Below are 17,138 nucleotides of genomic sequence, written 5' to 3' on the forward strand. Positions count from 1 at the left end.
GGCAGGGGTTTCTCTGTGCCTCTGTGTGCTCTGTGGTGAAAGTGCTTTTGATCCTGCTGTTTTATCGCGCCGCCAGCGACGCTCCTACGGCGAGGATTTTGCGTGTTGCGTGTCGCGCGCAAGCGTCAGCAATCAATAAAATGCTCACGGTAGTACTGCAGCTCAGCGATGGATTCGCGAATGTCGTCCAGCGCCAGATGCTTGTTGTCCTTCTTGAAGCCCGGCAGGATCTCCGGCTTCCAGCGACGCGCCAGTTCTTTCAGGGTCGACACATCCAGGTTGCGGTAGTGAAAGAAGGCCTCCAGTTCTGGCATATAGTTGGCCAGAAAGCGGCGATCCTGGCAGATACTGTTGCCGCACATGGGGGACATGCCCGCCTCCACATGCTCCTTGAGGAAATCCAGGGTCTGGGCCTGGGCCTGCATCTCACTGATGCGGCTTTCCTTCACCCGCGCCACCAGCCCGGAGTTGTTGTGGTGTTCGGTATTCCACTCGTCCATGCCCTCCAGCAGGGCATCACTCTGATGCACCGCCAGCACCGGCCCTTCAGCCAGCAGATTCAGCTGGGCATCCGTGACAATGGTGGCAATTTCGATGATGCGATCGTTTTCCGGGCTCAGGCCGGTCATTTCCAGATCGATCCAGATCAGATTGTTGCGCTTGTCAGTCATGGGGATTCCGTATCATGGCTTTATACCGGCATGGTAGCATGCAGCCACCAATCAATCGGAATACCTCGTGGCAAAACGCAAGCTCAACCGGCGCCAGCGCTGGCGCATTGAAAAAATCCAGGCAGAGAAACGCCAGCGGGCACAGCGCCGCAACGCGGAGCTGGAGACCCTGGTGGCGGACGACCTGGGCGATGAGCAGACCGGCACCATCACCGCCCATTTCGGCCAGCAGGTGGGCGTGGAAAGCGCGGATGGCGAATCCATGCGCTGCCACTTCCGCGCCACCCTGGAGCAGCTGGTGGTGGGCGACCGGGTGATCTGGCAGCCGCCGAAAAGCGAAGGGCTGGGGGTGGTGGTGGCCATCGAACCACGGCAGACGGTACTGAAACGGCCGGACATGTACGGCAACCTGAAACCGGTGGCCGCCAATGTGGAACAGATGCTGGTGGTGTTCGCGCCCTTGCCCACTCCCTCCAGCGCCCTGCTGGACCGCTATCTGGTAGCGGCGGAGCTGTCCGAGATTCCCGCTACCCTGGTGCTCAACAAGGCAGATCTGATCGATGAGGAAGTGCGGCCCTTCATCGACGAGCTGAAAGCCCTGTACCAGCGACTGGATTATCCGGTACTGGAAGTGAGCGCCCACGACAGCCAGGGCCTGGCCCCGCTGCAGGAAGCCCTGATCGGCAAGACCAGCGTGTTTGTGGGGCAATCCGGGGTGGGCAAATCCTCCCTGGTGAATGCGGTGCTGCCGGAAGCCGATCTGCAGGTGGGTGACCTGTCCGCCAGCTCGGGACTGGGCCAGCACACCACCGTCACCGCCCGGCTGTTCCACCTGCCCACCGGCGGTGAGCTGATCGATTCCCCGGGTATCCGCGAATTCGGCCTCTGGCATATCAGCGAAGATGAGCTGCTGCATGGCTACCGGGAGCTGTCCGCCCTGGCCGGCCACTGCAAATTCCGCAACTGCTCCCACCGCAATGAACCCGGCTGCGCCCTGATCATGGCGGCAGAAAGTGGCGAGATCAGCGAGGAACGGCTGGCCAACTTCTACCAGATCGCCGATACGCTGGATGAGGATGGGCGGGAGAGATATCAGTGAACAGTTAACAGTGAACAGCTAATAAGGGACAATGCCCCAACGCTGACAGCGATATGTCTTTTTTTCGCTGTTCACTATTCACTATTAACTGTTCACTGATCCCATGCTTCCTCTGCTGCTCGAACCTGCCGACCTCGCCAAGCACCTGGGCGATGACAAGCTGCTCATTATCGACCTGAGCAAGCCCACCATTTATGTTCAGGCCCATGTACCCGGGGCTATCCATCTGGATTTCAGACGCCTGCAGACTGGCGCCCAGCCGGCGCCGGGGATGCTGCCTGATGACGACACCCTCGGCGACCTGTTTTCCGGGTTGGGGCTGACCCCGGATACCCATGTGATCGCCTATGACGACGAAGGCGGCGGCTGGGCCGGGCGACTGCTGTGGACGCTGGATGCCATTGGCCACAAGCACTACAGCTATCTGAACGGCGGCATTCATGCCTGGCTGGCAGAAGGGCATCCCACCAGCAGCGAATCCACGGAACCCACACCCAGTGACTATGAAGTGGGTGAGCATGATCCGTTGACCGAAGTGAGCCTGGATTACCTGCTGGCCCATTATCAGGACCCGGCGGTGGCGATCTGGGATTCGCGCTCAGAAGAAGAGTTCTCCGGGGTACGCGCCTTTGCCCAGAAAGCCGGCCATATTCCCGGCGCCATTCACTATGAATGGACCGAACCCATGGACAAGCAGAACAACCTGCGCCTGCGTCCGCTGGATGATATCCGCGCTGAGCTGGAAGCCCGCGGCATCACCCCCGACAAGGAAGTGATCTGCCATTGCCAGACCCACCATCGCTCCAGCTTTTCCTGGCTGGTAGGCAAGATCCTCGGCTACCCCACCTTGCGTGGCTATGCTGGTTCCTGGGCAGAATGGGGCAACCACCCCGATACCCCGGCGGAAAAATCCGAATAACCCACGTTAAGGACATCTCTTGAACAACTGGCGCGACAAACTCTTCGTTACCCTGCAATACCTGATTCCCCAGCATGGCCTGTCCCGGCTGGTGGGCATGCTGGCGCGTAGCGAAGTGCCGTGGATCAAGACCACCTTCATCAACCTCTTCATGAAGCGCTTTGGCATCGACCTGTCGGAAGCCCAGATCGAAGACCCGGACCAGTTCGAGACTTTCAACGCCTTCTTTACCCGGGCACTGAAAGCGGACGCCCGCCCACTGGAAGCAGTGGACGACGCCGACATCGCCTGCCCGGCGGACGGAGCGGTGAGCCAGCTGGGTGCTATTCGCGCTAATCAGGTGTTCCAGGCCAAGGGCCACGACTATTCCCTGTACGATCTGCTCGGTGGTGACAGTGCCCTGGCCAGCGAATTCACCAATGGCCAGTTCGCCACCATCTATCTGTCTCCCCGAGACTATCACCGCGTGCACATGCCGGTGACCGGCACCCTGCGCGAAACCCGCTATGTGCCCGGCGATCTGTTTTCGGTGAACGAAGCCACCGCCAATGGCGTCCCCAATCTGTTTGCCCGCAACGAGCGGCTGGTGTGCATCTTTGATACCGAGCGCGGTCCGGCGGCGGTCATTCTGGTGGGTGCCATGATCGTGGCCGGCATCGAAACCGTGTTCAGTGGCCAGGTGACCCCCCTGCCCAAACAGGTGGTGACCACCGACTATCAACGCACCGCTCCTATCACCCTGGAAAAAGGCGACGAGCTGGGCCGCTTCCTGCTCGGTTCCACCGTGGTACTGCTGTTCCCGGAAGGCAAGGCGAACTTCGAGACCGACCTGAAAGCCGGCAGCCTGGTACGGGTGAAAGGCAAGCTGGGGCAGTACAACGACGACACCCCGGCCTGATTTGGCAGAATGGGCCGGTTCAACCGGCCCATTCCCTTCCCCGCCTGCAGCCGAAACATTTTCGATCCACCCGTCTACCCCATACACCACCATCATTCAATGACCCGGATTGACCGGGTGTCTCGCCTGACATCAGGCCCGGGCCGCAAAGCAACTGCAGATTCCCCCATCTTCCCTACAATGGCCCGCCAACGAATTCATCGCCGGTGAAACCATGATCACTGACACCCTGCAGCAGGCCCTCGACAACACCACCCGCCCCTGGCGACAGCGCCTGGATAACGGCCGCGCCCGGTTGTTCCAGGCGGACGCCCTGAGCCAGGCGGAACAGACCCCCTACGAGACCCTGTTCGACGATGGCCTGGTGAAGCTGCGCTACTACCCACCGCTGCAGGAAAACGCCATCCCGCTTACCGACGGCACGGTGATGTCCGTGAGCCGGGACACCCAGCGCACCCCGCTGGTGCTGGTGGCACCGCTGGCGGTGAACATGCTGATCTATGACCTGTTTCCCCAGCGTAGCCTGGTGCGCTACCTGCGCGCCCGGGGCTTCGAGCTATACATGGTGGACTGGGGCCGGCCCGGCAAACACCACAACCACCTGAGCCTGAGCAGCTATTTCGCCGACTATCTGCCCAAGCTGCTGGTACAGGTGCGTCAGCACAGCGGCAAGCAGCAGCTCAGCCTGCACGGCTGGAGCTTCGGCGGCCTGTTCAGCCTCTGCTATAGCGCACTGGGCCAGGACCCGGACATCAAGAATCTGGTGCTGGTGGGCGCCCCCACGGACTATCACCGCAACGGCGCCCTGGGCGCTCAGTACCGCCGCGTCAGCCGTCGCGCCAAATGGATACGCCGCAACACCGGCCTGCGCATTCATGATGTGCCGGCGGGGCTGCTGCGCTCTCCCGGCTGGGTGAACAGCCTGGCCTTCAAACTCACCAATCCGGTGGGCAGCCTGCAGGGTTACTGGAATCTGGTGAAGAACCTGCACGACCGGGACTTCGTCTCCGCCCATGCCACCAACGGTGCCTTCCTGGATGACATGGTGGCCTACCCGGGCGGCGTGATTCAGGACATCATCCGCTACCTGTGGACTGACAATGTGGTGGCCCACGGTCAGCTTCCCATGGAAGGCACCGAAGGCCACCTGAACCAGGTTACCGCCAACGTGCTCAACATTACCGGCGCCAGCGACCCCATCGTCACACCGGAATGCAGCCAGGCCATGGAGCCGCTGATCCGCAGCAAGGACAAGACCTTCATCACCATCGAAGGCGGCCACATGGGCATCCTTGGCAGCGCCGCGGCACAGAAACAAAGCTGGGGGAAAATTGCTGACTGGTTGATTGAGCGGGATTGAAAGCAGCGGCTAGGCGGCAAGCCGCAACGGGGGTTTGGCCGTGCCACCCCCCGTTGGAGCCATGCTCGCATGGCGAATGGTTTAGGGTGGCACCGGGTCAGGACGGTTTGGATAGACCTGTCGAGCTCGGGGCTTCCTGATCGCCCTGCGGGCGATTTCCGCGCAAGCGCGGTTCGCACCTCAAGAGGTATTATTCGCTTCGCTCACCCTTCAGGCCGCACGGAACTACGTGCGTTACTCCGCTGCGCTCCGTTCCTACAGCAGCTTCGTAGAAATGGCGAACTACGAGGAACTTTCCAACCTTTGCCTATCCAATCAGCGTAGCTCGTAGCTCGTAGCTCGTAGCTCGTAGCTCGTAGCTCGTAGCTCGTAGCTCGTAGCTCGTAGCTCGTAGCTCGTAGCTCGTAGCTCGTAGCTGCCTTCTGTCATGTAACCGACACCCAAGCCCCCTAGGCTGGTATCCCATGTTATGGATAACTACCAGCCTGCCATGTCCCGCCTGTTGATTCTGTTTCCCTGCAGCCACATGGGCAATCTGCTCATTGCCCTGCCCCATCTGCGCTCCATGCTGGCCGCACAACCAGACGCGTTGCTGGTGGTGAGTGAACGCTATCAATCGCTGGTGGAGCAGAGCCTGCCCGGCGAGACGCGTTTGCTGTATTACCCGGAGCAGTCCCTGTCGCGGCAGATGCCATTGTTTCAGCGTGTGCGCAGCTACCTGAAACTGGTCATGGCCATGCGTCGCTTCAAGGCGAAGGTGGTGGTGGATATCGAGGGGGAGCAGAAGTCCGCCACGTTAGCGCGGTTCAGTGGTGCCGCCGAGCGAATCGGCCCACGTCGACGCCACGGCCGGTGGTTCTATACGCTGCAACCGCGAGCGGACTGGTCCGGCCATCGCTGGCAAGCCTACGCCAGTCTGAGCCGACCGGCGGCAAACTCACCGGCGCGCTATCTACCACTGAATGACAGCCCCGCGGGTCAGGCTGAAGTGGACACGATACTCAACGGCGCCCTGATAACAGACCATCGAGTGGTCATTCATGCCGGCGCCACCAAGACATACAAAATCTGGCACGCGGAGCAATTTGCTGCGCTTTGCCAACAGCTGCGTCGAGCCGGGCTTACCCCACTGCTGGTTGGCGCTGGCCAGAAAGATCGCCAGCAGATCGCCCGCATCCAGAGCTTTCTCTGCGACCCGGTTATCGACCTGTGCGATCAACTCAGCCTGGCCGGATTGATCGCCTTGCTGAAACGCAGCCGCGGCTTTGTCGGCAACGACAGCGGCCCCATGCATCTGGCAGCGGCTTGCGGACTGCCCACCGTGGCCCTGTTCGGTCCCACCGATGACAGCCTCTGGCAACCACTCTCCGCCCATGCCCAGGTACTGCGCTGGCAGCATTGTCACCAGGATTGCGAACGCAGCAGCTGCGCCCTGGACAGTTACCCCTGCCTGCAACGGATTACTGTGGACCGAGTGATCAATACTCTGGAAGAACTGGGAGTGATGTCTGTCGCCCACCCGAGCCCGGTGAAGACGTTGCGCATTTCCTGAAGCCACAGCCCCCCCGTTGGAGCCTTGCTCGCAAGGCGAAGGCATCAGCAGGCTCCGGGCGTTGCCCCCCTTCGCTTTGCAAGCAAAGCGCCAACGGCCTTTATTTACCCTGAAAAAAACCGCGAGGCGTTTCCACCTCACGGTTTATGGACAAGAAAGGCTGCCTTCTTGTTATTGGAAATCAGAAACCATCGAACAACCCAGCCAGCAATCCGGTGATTGGCGACAACAGATCCAGTAGTGGAGTCAGCGGGCTCAGCAGTCGCTCATCCAGTTGCTCGGTCACTTCCCGCACCACGATCAGCAGCCCGGAAGACAGCGCATCACCGGGCAAGGTCGCGTAATCCTCCGCGCCGGGAATCTGGTTGAGCCAGAGCACGTCGTTGACCAGGTTCTCCAGGGTCTGCTGTACCGTGCCCACCAGTTGCTCACCGGTGGCACTGGTATCCAGCAGCACCAGTTGCTCCAGGGTATTCGCCAGGCCCAGAGAAACGGTGGACAACACCGAGGTGAGCCCGGCGAACACCGGCACTTCACCGGGCACCTGCTCTTCGATGCCATCAAGGATGTTATTCAGGTTGCGGGACAGGGCCACCAGCGGACCGGCGATAAAGGCAATGTCTTCCACCGTACCGCCTTCACTGGCGTCACCACCGCCACCACCAAAACCGGCGGCCAGGGCATCGAACGCACCACCCAGTTGATCAAAGGGCGCCGGCAGACCGCTGGTATCAATGGCCTGCAATTGCTCCGACGCCGCAAGCACCGCCTGAATGGACTGGGTGATCCCACTACTGTCGCCTTGCAGAATCGCAGCGGTGGCTGCATCCATGGCATTGAACAGGATATCGGTACCGGCAATCATCTGGTCGAACACCTGACGCTGGTCTTCAGGCAAGTTGGCACCGGCCTGGGTAAAACCGGACACCAGGGTTTCACGCAGCTCCTTGAGGGGCCCGGTAAAATCCGCATCAAAACCGTCCGGCAATGGCAGCGGCAAGGCACGTCGTCACCCAGGGGCAGGCCGGAAAAATCATTGCCCGGCACCAGCCCCGCCATGGGCTGTTTGTCATAACAGTGAGTATAGGCCGGGGTCAGCTCGCCGTTACTGATCACGCCCAGGCCTTCTGCCTCCGGGTCTACCACATAGGCATCCAGGCAGAGGGTGGCCGGCGCCAGGGTAACCGGGTCGGCTTCGGTGGCCTTCATCCAGAAGAACCCATAGACATCGCCTTGCTGAAAACGTGCAGCGTTACGCTCAGGATCATCAATGGAACGGGTCTTACCGGCTGCGCCACTGACCACGAACTCGGTACGTCCGCACTCCGGCACCGCTTCGAGAACCTGCAGATCATGATCGTGACCGGCAAAGAAGAAGTCGGTCTGATCACAGACCGCTTCTTCCATAAAGGCTTTCCAGCGCTCGCCGGCCAGCACCGGCAGGATCTCACTGGGCACGCCATCGTAGTTGCCGGCATTCCCGTGAGTGCCGTTGGACAGGTAGGGATGGTGGGCCATGGCGATCTTGAACACTGCGTTGGAACCGGCCAGGGTATTCACCACCCAGTTGCGCTGATCAATGCCGTAGGTGTGGTAGGCGTAGGCAATATCCGGATCGCCGAAACCACCGGCAATGGGATTGGAATCCAGCGCCACAAAATCCACCAGCGGGCGGGGATTGGTGTGGGTGGTGCCAGCACTGTGCAGGAAATAACGATCCGGCATATTCCAGCGATTGGACAGTTTGCCGTCGAAATAGGTGTAATCCACCTGGAATTCACCACGGGCATTGCCGGCGCCATCACCGCCCACGTAAGCCGTGTTGTCGTGATTGCCCAACACCATGTAGAAAGGCAGTTGCACCGGCTCGAAAGGCTTCTCGAATTTTTCCGCAAACTGGGGATCGTCCACGCTGGTGACGCCAGATTCGTAGATGTTGTCACCCAGGCCGACAACCAGATCACAGCCCGGAAACCCGATGTCGCCAATAAACTCGTCTTTTTCCTGGCAGACCCTGGCGATGGCTTCGCCCACCGCATACTGACCGGCGGAGCCACTGCCGGAATCACCGATCACGATAAAACGCAGAGCCGCGGGTGGATTTAGTGTCACCGACCCGTCACCACCGTCATCGCCCGGCTCAGCCGGGGAGTTCGGGGTGGCACTGTTACCGCCGCCATTGCCGCCGGAACCAGAGGAGCCCCCACCGCCACAGGCTGCCAGTGTCAGTGCCGCCACCAGTGGCAGCAGTTTCCAGGGAAAAGTCATGACATCACCTCATCGGCATTCGGTACAGGAGGGTGGAAAATCGCGGTGCGCAGGGAACGCGGACGAGACGGGGGCAGGTCTTCGATAATGCGACTGTCGCCGCTTTTCACCGCCACCACCTTGGTCTTGCTGGTATCAATCTGGCCACGCTGATCGAAGGATTCGATGCTCTGCGCGTAGTAGAACTCGCCCTGGGTACGCTGGCGATCCACGTCCACCAGAATGAAACCGCGGGATTTGGCTTCCACATAACGGATATGCGGGTTGACCACTGGAATCAGCGCGCCGGCCACTTCTGCCGCACCATCCGGGAAGCCCGGACTGGTCACCGCCGGGGTGACCAGCTCCGCTGCCAGCGGCTTGTCGAAAAGGTCACCGAGTAATGAGCCCGGGTTGCGATAGATTTCACTGGCCCAGGAGGTATGAATATCCCCGGTAAGAATCACCACATTATCGATGTTGTTGTCGTCGATATGGTTGAGAATTTTCAGCCGGTCTGCCGCATAGCCATCCCACTGATCCATGTTGATGGCGGACAGATTGCCGCGAAGTTGTGCGCTACGCTCATCCAGGGTCGGCAGCTCGGCAATATTGAGCTGGGCAAACATGACCTGCTGACCGATGAAACGCCACTGGCTGGTGGAGGCGCTGAGGCTGTCGAGCAGAAAGTCCATCTGCTCGGCGCTGATCAGATGTCGGTCTTCATCGTTGCGGGCCGGATCGGCGGGAATGCTCAATTGCTCGTCACGGCCTTCCAGGCGGGTGTCGAGCATGGTCAGATCGAGCAGATCGCCAAACTGGAAACGGCGATAGATCACGCTGTGAGAGCCCGGCTCGCGAGGGCGTATGGGCAGCCATTCGAAGTAAGCCTGCTGGGCGATCTGCTTGCGGGTTTCCCAGTCGCCTTCGGTGAGCGGCTGGTGGTTTTCTGCACCATCACGGTAGCTGTCGTTGCTGGACTCGTGATCATCCCAGACCGCGATCATGGGGAATTGCTGATGAATCGCCTGCAGATCCTGGTCGGTCTTGTACTGGGCATGGCGTTGACGGTAATCGCTCAGGGACACCATTTCATGGGGCGGCTGGGGATCGCGCTCAGGGAAGTTGCCGTATTCACCGGCACCGTACTCGTAAATGTAATCCCCCAGGTGCAGAACAAAATCCAGGTCCGCCTGATTGGCCACCGCCCGGTAGACGGAGAAAAAGCCGTTGGGATAATTGGAACAGGACACCACCGCGAAACGGGCGCGGTCGATAAAACGCTCAGAGGCCGGGAAAGTCCGGGTGCGCCCCACCGGGGAGGTCTGCTCGCCCACAGAGAACCGGTAGTAGTACCAGCGGTCCGCCTGTAGGCCGGTGGCATCCACCTTGACGCAGTAGTCCTCCGCTGCCCGAGCGGTGGCCGCATAACTGGCGACGGTCTGTTGCATGGCCGGATCATTGGCGACGGTGACTGTCACGGCCACATCCTCACCGTTACCCAAATCCGGCGTTACCCGGGTCCACAGGATAACCCGATCAGACAGCGGATCACCGGACGCCACACCATGCACAAAAGACACGGAAGGTAGCGCATCGGGTTGATCCGGAATCTCGGGCTGATTCGGTGTGGGTGTATTAACCGGTGACGATGACGAGCTGCTACCACCACCGCAGCCTGCCAGCGCAAGCGTGCTGCCTGCGCCCAGTGCCTGTACCAGGCGGCGTCGTTTGCGATCCATGGAACTTCCCCCTGATTGAATGCCATCGCTTCACGGGATGACGACTCAAGATTAGGCAGGAAATTGCACCGGAACAGTGGGCCTTGAGTAGTTGCACTGTAGTACTATGTAGCCACCTGTAACCGCCCAGTTAAAGGTGACAGAGGCATGACCGGGCACTGAAAATCTGATGATTTTCAGTGTTCAGAATGCGACTACACCACGGCAAAAGCCCCGGGTAAATGCTGGCGCAGCGTCAGCAGATTCTCTTCCTGCACCGCCATCGGACCAAAACAATTGGCCATGGTACCGGCATAGCGCAACCCGTCTTTCTGGATCGCCTCAGCGGTAAGCAGAGCATGGTTGATACAGCCCAGCTTCATGCCCACCACCTGAATCACTGGTAGCTCCAGCTCGCTGGCAAGACCGGACAACATCTCCCGATCATTAAGCGGCACCCGCCAACCACCGGCACCTTCGATCAGAATCAGGTCCGCCTTGTGAGCATTCAGGGCGCCACGCACATAGCCCGCCAGACGCGCCAGGGTAACCGCTTTGCCTTCCTGCTGGGCGGCAATATGTGGCGCTACCGGCGCTTTCAATGCCACCGGGTTAACCAGCTCATAGGGCAATGTCACCGAACTGGCCGCCATCAGCTGCAGGGCGTCGTCATTGCGCCAGCCCTCCGCCGTTTCTTCACAACCCGCCGCCACCGGCTTGAGTCCATAGCAGCTCAACCCGGCCTCGCGGGCCCGCTCCAGCAGACGACAACTCACCCAGGTCTTGCCGACTTCGGTGTCGGTACCGGTGACAAAGAAGATGCCCTTGAGGGCGGGAAGAGGAGGTTTCTGGTTTTCCATGATTTACTCGGGTGAACTTGTCGTTAAATTGCCGGGATGCAAGTTTCAAGTTGCAAGTTACAACGCGCAGTGATGATCTTGCCTACGAACAACGACGTCATCCCGCGAGCAACCTGTGCGCAGGTGAATCGCGCGTATGGCATGCCAATATCGCACGGCCTGTACCGCGCCTTGCAACTTGAAACTTGTCACTTGCTACTCCGTCTTTTCCGCTTCCAGGAACAACACATTCCAGGTCAATGGCAGCCCTTGCCCGGTTCGTCTGGTTTCGTATTCCGCCACCATGGCTTGCCAGGCATGCTTGCCGGTCAGACCACTGGCGCCACTGACATGATCAGCACCGGTCGCTTTCAGGCGGCGAGCAATCTGTTTGACCGATTCGTAGTATTCCACCATCACCTGCTGCTGAATTTGCGCGCCGACAAACCCGGCATGCAGAGAGGCTTTTTGCCAGTCGTCCAACGATGGCAAGGCATTCACATGAGGGCGATGATTGACCGCTTGCCAGCTCTGGTTCAGTTCCCGCAGGGAGCCCGCCAACGGCACCGCCAGCAACAATCGCCCCCCCGGTGCCAGCACCCGGTGCACTTCCGCCATTACTCTGGTCGGGTCACACCACTGCAAGGCAAAACAGGAAAACACCAATCCCTGTGATCCATCCTCCAGAGGCAGCGATTCTGCATCGGCACACAGGGGCTGATAATTGTCATTGAGCCGGCCCCGCTCGGCAGCCTCATTCAGCATATCGGAGGACAGATCCACCGCCTGCCAGAACACCCCCGGCAACGCCTGCTGCTGGGCGCGGGCAAACGGTGCGGTGGCGCAGCCCAGATCCAGTGCAGCCGGTGTCACCAGCTCAGCGGGCAACCGCTGCACCAACGAGCGCCCCACTGCCAACTGCAGCTCCGCATGGGCATCATAGCTGCGCGCAGCGCGACTGAAGTGCTGGCTGACAGCCGTCTTGAGAGGCCTTTCCACGGCCGCCTCAGTCAACCAGTTGATGGTCGCGATAGAAGTCATTGACCGCCCGGGTAAAGGTATCGGGAGCAGACAGGAAGGGCACATGGGCCACCTGTTCGATGAGTGCGGTGCGGCCGTTCTGAATCAGCGGTTCCACCGCGGCCATGGCCGCCGCGGGCACGATATGATCGTGCTCGCCAAACACCATCAGCACCGGCATGGGTAACGCTGGCAAGGTGTCACGCAGATCCGTATCGCGAAGGATATCGAGCCCACCACGCAACGCCCTGGGTGCCGGCAGGCCGCAGAAATAGAGAATTTCTTTCAAGCGCGCGGTGTCTTCGCGCATGGCCGCGCTGCCCTTGCAGTTGAGGGCCAGGAAGCGCACCAGGGTACCTTCGTGGTCTTCATCGAAGAGCTCGGCAAACTTGGCCAGGATATCCGCCTTCATGGCCGGCTCCCAGTCCGCCGCTGCGGTAAAGCGCGGCGAGGTAGCCACCGTCACCACAGACTGCACCCGCTGCGGCGCCTTCTCGGCCATGGCCAGGGCCACCAGCCCGCCCAGGGACCAGCCCAGCAGATGGGCCTGTTCCGGCATGATTGCCAGCACCTGGTCGGCGAGAAATGCCAGGGTGTAATCATCATTGGGCAGCGGGCTCTGCCCCATGCCCGGCAGATCCACCACGGTGACCCGGAAGCGTTCCAGCAGCGCCGGCACGATGTCGTCAAAGACGATGGCATGCAGACCCCAGCCATGGATCAGCACGATATCCTGGGCATCGGCATCCGCCACGCCGGTGGCTTTGTAGGTGTTGTGGAAAGGGATCAACTTAGGCATTCGGGTTCCTTTGGTCAGACGTCTGACGTCGGAGGCCTGACGACAAAAACAAACAACATAATCCGGTTATCGTGGTTAGCATCAGACGTCCGACGTCCGACATCCGACCTTATCCAGCGCCGCCAGCAACGCATCCACGTCGCCTTCCTCATGGGCCGCCGACAGGGTGACCCGCAGTCGCGCCTGCCCGTCCGGCACTGTGGGCGGGCGGATAGCGGTGATCAGAAAGCCCTGTTCACGCAGTTGCTGGCTAAGGGCCAGGGCCTGCTGATCAGCACCGATAAGCAGCGGCTGGATCGGGGTGGCCGAGTCCATCAGGGTGAAACCCTGTTGTTCGGCCCCGGCGCGAAAACGCTGGATCAGCGCCACCAGCTTTTCCCGCCGCCAATGCTCTTCCCGGGCCTTGGCCAGGCTCACCAGGGTGGCGGCGGCCACTGCTGCCGGCATGGCGGTGGTGTAGATATAGGTGCGGGCAAATTGTATCAGGGTCTCGATCAGCGCATGGCTGCCGGCCACGAAGGCGCCGGCGGTGCCCAGCCCCTTGCCCAGCGTGCCCATCAGTACCGGTACCCGCTCATTCACGCCCTGCGCGAACAACGAGCCACGCCCCTGCACATCCAGCACGCCCAGGCCGTGGGCATCATCCACCATCAGCCAGGCGTCATGGTCTTCACAGGCATCCGCATAGTCAGCCAACGGCGCCACATCGCCGTCCATGCTGAACACCCCATCGGTGACCACCAGTTTGCGGCGCGCCTCACTGCGCTGCAGCTGGCCACGCAGGGCTACCGCATCATTATGGGCAAAACGGCGAAACCGGGCGCCACTGAGCAGGCCGCCATCCAGCAGAGAGGCATGATTAAGGCGGTCGTTAAAGACCCCATCGCCCTTGCTCAGCAAGGCGCTCATCACGCCCAGGTTGGCCATATACCCATTGGAAAACAGCAGCGCTCTTTCCCGGCCGGTGTGATCCGCCAGCGCGTCTTCCAGTTGCTGATGGGGGCGCTGATGGCCGCAAACCAGATGGGAGGCACCGCTACCCACGCCCCAGTCAGCGGCCGCGCCCTGCAGGGCGGAAACCACCGCCGGATCATTGGCCAGGCCAAGATAATCATTGCTGCAGAAATTCAGATAGCGACGCCCGTCCACCTTGGCATAACGACCGCAGGGGCCGTCCTGTAGCAAGGGCTGACGATATCGGTGCTGAGCACGGCGGGCCGCCAGATCGGCAGCCAGATCGAAAGCCATGGCTTAATGTTCAGTGGCAGCGGGGCGGCCGGTGTCCTTGTCTAGTACATGTTTGGCAGGGCGCTTTCCGCCACCTTTCTGCGACATGGCGTTATAGAACAGCCCGGCCTCTTCCGCCTGCTGCTCGGCCACCTGGGCCTTGATGACCTGTTCATGGGCCTCGTCGGAGGCTTCATGGCCAAGGTCCAGCGGGTGGATACCCAGGCGCTTGAACAATTGCTGGTCGTGATTGGCTTCCGGGTTGTCCGTGGTCAGCAGCCGCTCACCGTAGAAGATGGAGTTGGCGCCGGCCAGGAAGCACAGGGCCTGGGCCTCGTCATTCATTTCCTGACGGCCGGCGGACAGTCGCACATAGGATTGCGGCATCAGAATACGCGCCACCGCCACGGTGCGGATAAATTCGAACGGGTCCAGATCATCCACGTCCGCCAGCGGCGTGCCTTCAATCTTCACCAGCATGTTGATGGGTACGGATTCCGGGTGGTGCGGCAGGTTGGCAAGCTGCTGTAGCAGACCGACCCGATCATCGCGCTGCTCGCCCATGCCGACGATACCGCCACAGCACACCTTCATGCCCGCATCGCGCACATTGGCCAGGGTGGAGAGACGGTCGTTGTAAGTCCGGGTGGTGATCACCTGGCCGTAGTATTCCGGCGAGGTGTCCAGGTTGTGGTTGTAGTAATCAAGACCAGCGTCCGCCAACGCTTCCGCCTGGCCTTGATCCAGCATGCCCAGGGTCATGCAGGTTTCCAGCCCCAGGGATTTCACCTGCCGCACCATGTCCAGCACATAGGGCATGTCTTTCTCACGAGGGCTACGCCAGGCGGCGCCCATGCAGAAACGGGAGGCGCCCTTGTCGCGGGCGGCCTGTGCCTCTTCCACTACCCGCGCCACTTCCAGCAGCTTTTCCTTTTCCAGCTCGGTGTTGTAGTGACCGGACTGGGAGCAGTATTTGCAATCCTCCGGGCAGGCGCCGGTCTTGATGGACAACAGGGTGCTCACCTGCACCGCATTGGGATCGAAATGGGCCCGGTGCACGTTGGCTGCCTGAAACAGCAAATCGTTGAACGGCAGAGCAAACAGGGCGTCGATCTCACTACGTTTCCAGTCATGGCGTACAGCAACGTCAGAGGCTGGCGATTGGGCGGGGCTGGCGGTTGCGGGCATGCTTCTTCTCCATTCGGGACTTCAAGCAGGCTAGGGAGCAACATGGCACCTGTCAACCTGATAGAGGCAACAAAAGTTTACTGCAGGTCACTTTTTGATCGCTCCTGCCAATGCCTGTTTTGTGGCCAGACACAGAGCAACCGAGTCTGCCCGGCCTGCCTGGTATTACTGGCGCGCCTGGAAGGCCCACTGTGTCGATGCGGTTTGCCCCACCCCGCTGGCAACCCCGGCGAGGAACTTCCCGCCCCGCTATGTGGGCGCTGCCTGCGTCGCCCGCCCCCCTTTACCGCCAGCCAGGCGCCGCTGCGCTACAGCTTCCCGCTGGATCGGTTGATTCGCCGTTACAAGTACCGTGGTGATCTGGTGGCGGAAAGGGGCATCGAGCAACTGCTGGCGGACACGCCCTGCCCCTGGCCGGACATGGATGCCCTGTGCCCGCTGCCCGCCCACTGGCAACGCCGCTGGCAGCGGGGCTTCGACCAGAGCCAGCGGCTGACCGATCGTCTCGCCGGCCTGTGGGAAATGCCGTCCTTACCCGCGCTGCAACGTCAACAATCAACCCCCATGCAGCAAGGACTCAGCCGTAGCCAGCGGCGACGCAATTTGCGTGGTGCCTTTGCCTGCACCCGGCCAGTCAGCGGGCTGAAGCTGGTACTGGTGGATGACGTCATGACCACCGGCAGCAGCGCCCGGGCCGCCAGTGAATGTCTGTTGCGCCATGGCGCCGCGGAAGTGCGGGTGTGGACCCTGGCGCGGACTCCGGAGCATTAAGAGGCGCAATTGCTTTCAGTGCGCAAACGCCGCCTTATGCGCTGTATTTCACCTGCCTGTTAGGCATAATGATCCCCAGCGATTGCTGCATCGCCCCTTGCGTGCTCCGTCTTTTAGGCTGGCTCGCCCCTTGGCCAAGGGAAAAGGGACGCAATTTTGAAGGTGCCTGTCCACCCGTCGAAACCGCTCACCTTCAAGAACGGCCACAACAAGTAGGCAAAGGGCTTTTCAACAGCCTGCCAGTTCACGGAGGGATACCCATGAGAACAATAATAAGCGCGATAACCCTGTTTTTTCTGTCCACCACTTTTGCCAACCATGCCTATGCCGAAGACCGCTATAGCGGTGTTACCCTGATCCGTGGCACCGTTGTCTCGGTGGGCCGTGTGGATCCTACTGAAAATGTGGACACCGGTTTCTTTGTGGATGCCAACTACAGCAGCGTGGCTATCAATGCAGGCATCGGCACCAAAAAATTCGGCGACTCCCCGCTACGCTCTGACCAGCGGGAAGACGACCTGTCTGAAGCGGATGGGGAACGGGTCAACAATGCCTACGCCGGCATCGGTTTCGGTCGCATCGTGCAGATTCAGTATGGCTACGGTAACCACGGTGACCTGCTGCGCTTCCGCTCCGACTTCAACTATCGCTCGGTGGTGGATTTCTTTACCGGCAAACGCACCCCGAAAGACCGCATGACCCTGGGTGACCGCATCACTTTTACCGTTGCGGTGGAACAATACCAGGACAGCGACGAAGAGATTTTCGACAACGCAACCTGGGGCATCGGCCTGCTGTTCTGAACCAGTGCCCTGGAAAGGATCATT

At 60.6% G+C, this 17,138-nt stretch carries 16 protein-coding genes; 7 read left to right on the top strand and 9 right to left on the bottom strand.

What is annotated here, in order from left to right; all coding sequences use genetic code 11:
* Positions 1–125 precede the first annotated feature (125 nt).
* Positions 126–671 carry an oligoribonuclease gene (orn, locus tag KZ772_RS09335; RefSeq protein ID WP_290536321.1) on the bottom strand — a complete coding sequence of 182 codons (546 nt, stop codon included), beginning with the start codon at positions 669–671 and terminating at the stop codon, positions 126–128.
* A 67-nt stretch (positions 672–738) separates the two neighbouring features.
* Here orn and rsgA point away from each other — a divergent pair, with 67 nt between their 5' ends.
* From rsgA to KZ772_RS09360, 5 genes are all read left to right on the top strand, one after another.
* Positions 739–1,770 (top strand): small ribosomal subunit biogenesis GTPase RsgA, encoded by a 1,032-nt coding sequence (gene rsgA, locus KZ772_RS09340; RefSeq protein WP_290536322.1) that lies wholly within the window; start codon positions 739–741, stop codon positions 1,768–1,770.
* A 103-nt stretch (positions 1,771–1,873) separates the two neighbouring features.
* The gene (locus KZ772_RS09345; protein WP_290536323.1) at positions 1,874–2,689 is read left to right on the top strand and encodes a rhodanese-like domain-containing protein; all 816 of its coding nucleotides are present in this window, start codon (positions 1,874–1,876) and stop codon (positions 2,687–2,689) included.
* A 19-nt stretch (positions 2,690–2,708) separates the two neighbouring features.
* Positions 2,709–3,587 carry an archaetidylserine decarboxylase gene (gene asd / locus KZ772_RS09350; protein WP_290536324.1) on the top strand — a complete coding sequence of 293 codons (879 nt, stop codon included), beginning with the start codon at positions 2,709–2,711 and terminating at the stop codon, positions 3,585–3,587.
* Positions 3,588–3,801: 214 nt separating this feature from the next.
* A complete protein-coding gene (locus KZ772_RS09355) occupies positions 3,802–4,947 on the top strand; it encodes an alpha/beta fold hydrolase (RefSeq protein WP_290536325.1) in 1,146 nt (381 codons plus the stop codon).
* Between the two features lie 469 nt (positions 4,948–5,416).
* Complete coding sequence (locus KZ772_RS09360; protein WP_290536326.1) at positions 5,417–6,499, top strand: glycosyltransferase family 9 protein; 1,083 nt, start codon at positions 5,417–5,419, stop codon at positions 6,497–6,499.
* A gap of 181 nt (positions 6,500–6,680) precedes the next feature.
* Here KZ772_RS09360 and KZ772_RS09365 read toward each other — a convergent pair whose 3' ends face one another.
* The 8 genes from KZ772_RS09365 to bioB form a co-directional block, all read right to left on the bottom strand.
* Positions 6,681–7,427: a hypothetical protein gene (locus KZ772_RS09365; RefSeq protein ID WP_290536327.1), complete on the bottom strand. Its 747-nt coding sequence runs from the start codon at positions 7,425–7,427 to the stop codon at positions 6,681–6,683.
* On the bottom strand, positions 7,361–8,767 hold the full coding sequence (locus KZ772_RS09370) for a metallophosphoesterase (protein ID WP_290536328.1): 1,407 nt from the start codon (positions 8,765–8,767) through the stop codon (positions 7,361–7,363). The genes KZ772_RS09365 and KZ772_RS09370 overlap by 67 nt, the downstream gene beginning before the upstream one ends.
* The gene (locus tag KZ772_RS09375; protein ID WP_290536329.1) at positions 8,764–10,488 is read right to left on the bottom strand and encodes an alkaline phosphatase D family protein; all 1,725 of its coding nucleotides are present in this window, start codon (positions 10,486–10,488) and stop codon (positions 8,764–8,766) included. Before KZ772_RS09375 ends, KZ772_RS09370 begins: the two co-directional genes overlap by 4 nt.
* Before the next feature lie 194 nt (positions 10,489–10,682).
* Positions 10,683–11,327 carry a dethiobiotin synthase gene (bioD, locus tag KZ772_RS09380; RefSeq protein WP_290536330.1) on the bottom strand — a complete coding sequence of 215 codons (645 nt, stop codon included), beginning with the start codon at positions 11,325–11,327 and terminating at the stop codon, positions 10,683–10,685.
* A 195-nt stretch (positions 11,328–11,522) separates the two neighbouring features.
* Positions 11,523–12,347 carry a malonyl-ACP O-methyltransferase BioC gene (bioC, locus tag KZ772_RS09385; RefSeq protein ID WP_290536331.1) on the bottom strand — a complete coding sequence of 275 codons (825 nt, stop codon included), beginning with the start codon at positions 12,345–12,347 and terminating at the stop codon, positions 11,523–11,525.
* On the bottom strand, positions 12,313–13,125 hold the full coding sequence (gene bioH / locus KZ772_RS09390) for a pimeloyl-ACP methyl ester esterase BioH (protein WP_290536332.1): 813 nt from the start codon (positions 13,123–13,125) through the stop codon (positions 12,313–12,315). Before bioH ends, bioC begins: the two co-directional genes overlap by 35 nt.
* 81 nt (positions 13,126–13,206) lie before the next feature.
* Positions 13,207–14,373 (bottom strand): 8-amino-7-oxononanoate synthase, encoded by a 1,167-nt coding sequence (gene bioF / locus KZ772_RS09395; protein ID WP_290536333.1) that lies wholly within the window; start codon positions 14,371–14,373, stop codon positions 13,207–13,209.
* 3 nt (positions 14,374–14,376) lie between these two features.
* Positions 14,377–15,540 carry a biotin synthase BioB gene (gene bioB / locus KZ772_RS09400; RefSeq protein ID WP_290536334.1) on the bottom strand — a complete coding sequence of 388 codons (1,164 nt, stop codon included), beginning with the start codon at positions 15,538–15,540 and terminating at the stop codon, positions 14,377–14,379.
* Positions 15,541–15,582: 42 nt separating this feature from the next.
* Between bioB and KZ772_RS09405 the strand changes: the two genes are divergently transcribed.
* Both KZ772_RS09405 and KZ772_RS09410 read left to right on the top strand, forming a co-directional pair.
* Positions 15,583–16,311, top strand: a complete 729-nt coding sequence (locus tag KZ772_RS09405) for a ComF family protein (RefSeq protein ID WP_290536335.1) — start codon at positions 15,583–15,585, stop codon at positions 16,309–16,311.
* Between the two features lie 260 nt (positions 16,312–16,571).
* Positions 16,572–17,114, top strand: a complete 543-nt coding sequence (locus KZ772_RS09410) for a hypothetical protein (protein ID WP_290536336.1) — start codon at positions 16,572–16,574, stop codon at positions 17,112–17,114.
* Positions 17,115–17,138: the final 24 nt, after the last annotated feature.

Source organism: Alcanivorax sp. (genome assembly GCF_019431375.1).
In the GTDB taxonomy this organism is placed as follows: domain Bacteria; phylum Pseudomonadota; class Gammaproteobacteria; order Pseudomonadales; family Alcanivoracaceae; genus Alcanivorax; species Alcanivorax jadensis_A.

Excerpts from the sequence above, each read along its gene's own strand:
- orn (WP_290536321.1), bottom strand. The coding sequence starts at position 671 with ATGACTGACAAGCGCAACAATCTGATCTGGATCGATCTGGAAATGACC.
- KZ772_RS09345 (WP_290536323.1), top strand. The coding sequence starts at position 1,874 with ATGCTTCCTCTGCTGCTCGAACCTGCCGACCTCGCCAAGCACCTGGGC.
- KZ772_RS09355 (WP_290536325.1), top strand. The coding sequence starts at position 3,802 with ATGATCACTGACACCCTGCAGCAGGCCCTCGACAACACCACCCGCCCC.
- KZ772_RS09360 (WP_290536326.1), top strand. The coding sequence starts at position 5,417 with ATGGATAACTACCAGCCTGCCATGTCCCGCCTGTTGATTCTGTTTCCC.
- KZ772_RS09370 (WP_290536328.1), bottom strand. The coding sequence starts at position 8,767 with ATGACTTTTCCCTGGAAACTGCTGCCACTGGTGGCGGCACTGACACTG.
- KZ772_RS09375 (WP_290536329.1), bottom strand. The coding sequence starts at position 10,488 with ATGGATCGCAAACGACGCCGCCTGGTACAGGCACTGGGCGCAGGCAGC.
- bioD (WP_290536330.1), bottom strand. The coding sequence starts at position 11,327 with ATGGAAAACCAGAAACCTCCTCTTCCCGCCCTCAAGGGCATCTTCTTT.
- bioC (WP_290536331.1), bottom strand. The coding sequence starts at position 12,347 with ATGACTTCTATCGCGACCATCAACTGGTTGACTGAGGCGGCCGTGGAA.
- bioH (WP_290536332.1), bottom strand. The coding sequence starts at position 13,125 with ATGCCTAAGTTGATCCCTTTCCACAACACCTACAAAGCCACCGGCGTG.
- bioF (WP_290536333.1), bottom strand. The coding sequence starts at position 14,373 with ATGGCTTTCGATCTGGCTGCCGATCTGGCGGCCCGCCGTGCTCAGCAC.
- bioB (WP_290536334.1), bottom strand. The coding sequence starts at position 15,540 with ATGCCCGCAACCGCCAGCCCCGCCCAATCGCCAGCCTCTGACGTTGCT.
- KZ772_RS09405 (WP_290536335.1), top strand. The coding sequence starts at position 15,583 with ATGGCACCTGTCAACCTGATAGAGGCAACAAAAGTTTACTGCAGGTCA.
- KZ772_RS09410 (WP_290536336.1), top strand. The coding sequence starts at position 16,572 with ATGAGAACAATAATAAGCGCGATAACCCTGTTTTTTCTGTCCACCACT.